Source organism: Paenisporosarcina sp. P4_D4, assembly GCF_056401835.1.
In genome coordinates this window covers 1-3,160 of sequence record NZ_JBFUIO010000180.1, presented here as the reverse complement: position 1 = coordinate 3,160, position 3,160 = coordinate 1, and the positions used below count along the sequence as shown (strand labels likewise).

The following is a 3,160-nucleotide window of genomic DNA, read 5'->3' as shown; positions in this document are numbered from 1 at the left end:
ATATGCACTTGTAATTATAAATATTCAAATATATAATGATTATACATAATTATAACGAGGAGTGAATATTTATGAAATTACTTGAATTCGTAAATCTTGAAGTAGTGGAAAGTGTGAAAAATAAAGACTTGTTAACATGGCTCGACTATACTTCAATGGAAGTAAAACAATTGTTGGAACTAGCAACCAATCTGAAGAAGTTGGCTAAAAACAACGTGCATCCTCCACTACTGGCTGGAAAAACGATTGGTCTCATATTTGAAAAACACTCAACCAGAACGCGTATTTCATTTGAAGTTGGAATCAATCAATTAGGTGGTCATGCAATGTATATGCATGCAAGAGACTTGCAAATCGGACGTGGGGAGCCTATTTCAGATACTGGAAAAGTATTATCGGGTTACATGGACGGCATTATGATTCGTGCCCATTCACATAAAATGGTCGAAGAATTAGCTGAAGCTGCGAGTATTCCTGTCATCAATGGCTTAACAGATCTATTCCATCCCTGCCAGGCTTTAGCCGATGTCCTGACGATTCATGAAGTGAAAGGCTATTTAGCAGGTTTAAAACTTGCTTACGTGGGGGACGGGAATAATGTAGCGCATTCTCTCGTTATTGCGTGTGCTCATTTAGGAATTGATGTATCCATTGCAACTCCTAAAGGTTTTGAAATTGATTCCACGATTCTTAACAAGGCTCAAAAACTAGCCGCTTCAAATGGTTCAAGCATCCTGGCGACTAACAATCCAATTGAATCTGTATCAGGTGCGGATGTCATTTATACAGATGTCTGGACCAGTATGGGGCAAGAAGAAGAGACAGCCGCGCGACTTGATGCTTTCAAAGAGTATCAAATTAATGAAGATCTCGTGAAACACGCCAAAACGGATTATTTATTCTTGCACTGCTTGCCCGCGCATCGTGAGGAAGAAGTCGCAACATCTATCATCGATGGTCCGCATTCAGCAGTATTTGAACAAGCAGAAAATCGACTCCATGCTCAAAAAGCCATATTAGCATCGATTCTGTCATAAAGTAGTAAAGCTCCTGATTAATTTTGTCAGGAGCTTTTTTATGGAAAAAATTACATTAAATTTGTTAATAATACTTTACTTAATGTTAACTATAGTTTACATTATGAATATAATACTTAACAAGAAGAGGTGGAAGGAATGCTCCATAACCGAGTCAAAGAGCTTCGTGCCCGATTTGGTTTTTCGCAAGCTGAACTGGGTGAAAGGGTGGGTGTTACACGACAAACCATTGGATTTATCGAAAAAGGAGATTTTTCACCATCGATAACATTGGCATTAAAACTGGCAAGAGAGTTTGAAATAACTGTAGACCAATTATTTTGGTTAGAAGGGGAGAAACCATTATGAAAAAAGATTTACGCGTGCAGTATCCTTTATGGCAAATGGCGTTTATTGTATTGTTTGGTTTTATAGCATTTAGTTTAACAGGTGCCTCCACAGAGCTATACAAAACATCTGAAGAACTCAGTTTTTCCGTAGAGCTCGATGCATTGGAATCATTTTTATTGTTGGGCGCTCTTTTTATTACAGTTTTGATGATCACAATTTTTTCAATGAAAATCTCTAAACATAACAAGCAAAATCCAACTCAAAAACTATCAATGTGGCAGATTCGACCATTGGAATACTTGGAGCAAGATGAAGGCATGATGCACATTACGAGAAGAGCTGCTCAAAAAGTTTACACATTCTTTGTGTGGGCACTGCCGTTTATGGCAACGATTTTCCTAGTATTTGAATTATCTAGATTCTGGATGATTTTCGGTATATTGATCTTGGCGTGGATGCAATATTTAATTTATTACATTGAAGTACGAAAACATTTGGCGGGGGAAGAATAATGTGGGAATATTTTTTAGTGTTTTTAGGGGCGGCCATTCCATGGCTTGAAATGGCCGTGGTAATTCCACTAGGTATCATAACGGGATTAAATCCTTTTTGGGTAGTCGTCATTGGCTTTATCGGGAATATGGTAACGGTCTTGGCATTAATCATCGGATACAATAAATTTAAAATATGGTTAGCGAAAAGACGCGAGGGGAAAGTACAGAAAGAATCCAAGCGCAGTGAACGTGCAAAAAGGATTTGGAATAAATATGGGCTACCTGGGATGTTGTTGCTTGGACCCATACTGATTGGGACCCACATTGCTGCATTTATCGCGATGACATTGGGTGGGAGCAAAAAACAGACGACCATATGGTCTGCTATCAGCATTGCTTTGTGGGCATTGGTATTCGGAATATTAACAGCACTCGGCTTTGATTTCTTTGTCCGGGAAATATAAATGAAAAAGTCTCCGTGCAATACGGAGACTTTACTTATCCTTGGAAAGATTGTTCCAAGTGTCTTAATACTGATTCTTTTTCAGGTTCACCAGCTGTTTTCCACCATTTTTCAAAAAACACACCAAGTCCAGGAAGTAAATGTTCTTCGCCACGTTTGATGGCATCTTCAACTACTTCACGAATTTCTGTAGCACTATTGCCAACCATGTTGGCGGTGATTGCATCTCGAATTTGAAAGTTCATAATCTCTCCTCCTCACATCTCATTTTGTCCGCTACTATCGCCACTTATACATGAATTTGATACACTTAAAAGAAAAAGGCGGTCGTACAATCGATGAAACGTATTGAATCATCACAAAACTCACAAGTGAAACATTGGAAAAAGCTTGTTTCCGTTCGAAAAGAACGTGATAAATCTGGAGAATTTTTAGTCGAAGGCTTTCATTTGGTTGAAGAGGCATTAAAAAACAAGTCGAATGTGTTAGCCATGATTGTAAGAGAAGGAACAACAATTCCAACTGGCTGGAATGTAGATGATGTAGACATTATTGAAGTCACAATGGATATTGCGAAAGAAATTGCCGAAACAGAGCACTCACAAGGAATATACGCATATTGTAGTCAACAAGTGGCAACAGAGGAGCAACAAAAAACTTGGAAAAAACTTCTCTTTATTGATGCTGTTCAAGATCCAGGGAATGTCGGGACAATGATTCGCACAGCTGATGCTGCCGGAATAGATGCCGTCGTTTTAGGAAAAGGATCGGCAGACGCTTATAATCCGAAAACGGTTCGTTCAGGTCAAGGTTCGCACTTTCATATTCCGATAGTC

The 3,160-nt window shown here is 38.8% G+C and carries 6 protein-coding genes; 5 read left to right on the top strand and 1 reads right to left on the bottom strand.

Translation table 11 applies throughout. The features are described 5' to 3' along the window. The first annotated feature begins 71 nt into the window (after positions 1-71). The 4 genes from argF (at position 72) to AC1DSL_RS16620 (ending at position 2,325) form a co-directional block, all read left to right on the top strand. Positions 72-1,037 (top strand): ornithine carbamoyltransferase, encoded by a 966-nt coding sequence (argF, locus tag AC1DSL_RS16635; protein WP_477533053.1) that lies wholly within the window; start codon positions 72-74, stop codon positions 1,035-1,037. A gap of 138 nt (positions 1,038-1,175) precedes the next feature. Beyond that, positions 1,176-1,385: a helix-turn-helix transcriptional regulator gene (locus tag AC1DSL_RS16630; protein WP_477533052.1), complete on the top strand. Its 210-nt coding sequence runs from the start codon at positions 1,176-1,178 to the stop codon at positions 1,383-1,385. Next, positions 1,382-1,879, top strand: a complete 498-nt coding sequence (locus AC1DSL_RS16625) for a hypothetical protein (protein ID WP_477533051.1) — start codon at positions 1,382-1,384, stop codon at positions 1,877-1,879. The genes AC1DSL_RS16630 and AC1DSL_RS16625 overlap by 4 nt, the downstream gene beginning before the upstream one ends. Next, a complete protein-coding gene (locus tag AC1DSL_RS16620) occupies positions 1,879-2,325 on the top strand; it encodes a small multi-drug export protein (RefSeq protein WP_477533050.1) in 447 nt (148 codons plus the stop codon). The genes AC1DSL_RS16625 and AC1DSL_RS16620 overlap by 1 nt, the downstream gene beginning before the upstream one ends. A gap of 34 nt (positions 2,326-2,359) precedes the next feature. Here AC1DSL_RS16620 and sspI read toward each other — a convergent pair whose 3' ends face one another. After that, positions 2,360-2,569: a small acid-soluble spore protein SspI gene (sspI, locus tag AC1DSL_RS16615; RefSeq protein ID WP_016426722.1), complete on the bottom strand. Its 210-nt coding sequence runs from the start codon at positions 2,567-2,569 to the stop codon at positions 2,360-2,362. Positions 2,570-2,662: 93 nt separating this feature from the next. On the opposite strand from sspI, the gene AC1DSL_RS16610 reads away from it, so the two are divergent. Continuing rightward, a partial coding sequence (locus AC1DSL_RS16610) for a TrmH family RNA methyltransferase (protein WP_477533049.1) occupies positions 2,663-3,160 on the top strand: 498 nt, incomplete at its 3' end.

Bases quoted from the DNA above. Each gene is read 5' to 3' on its own strand.
- AC1DSL_RS16620 (WP_477533050.1), top strand. From the start codon at position 1,879: ATGTGGGAATATTTTTTAGTGTTTTTAGGGGCGGCCATTCCATGGCTT.
- AC1DSL_RS16630 (WP_477533052.1), top strand. From the start codon at position 1,176: ATGCTCCATAACCGAGTCAAAGAGCTTCGTGCCCGATTTGGTTTTTCG.
- argF (WP_477533053.1), top strand. From the start codon at position 72: ATGAAATTACTTGAATTCGTAAATCTTGAAGTAGTGGAAAGTGTGAAA.
- AC1DSL_RS16625 (WP_477533051.1), top strand. From the start codon at position 1,382: ATGAAAAAAGATTTACGCGTGCAGTATCCTTTATGGCAAATGGCGTTT.
- sspI (WP_016426722.1), bottom strand. From the start codon at position 2,569: ATGAACTTTCAAATTCGAGATGCAATCACCGCCAACATGGTTGGCAAT.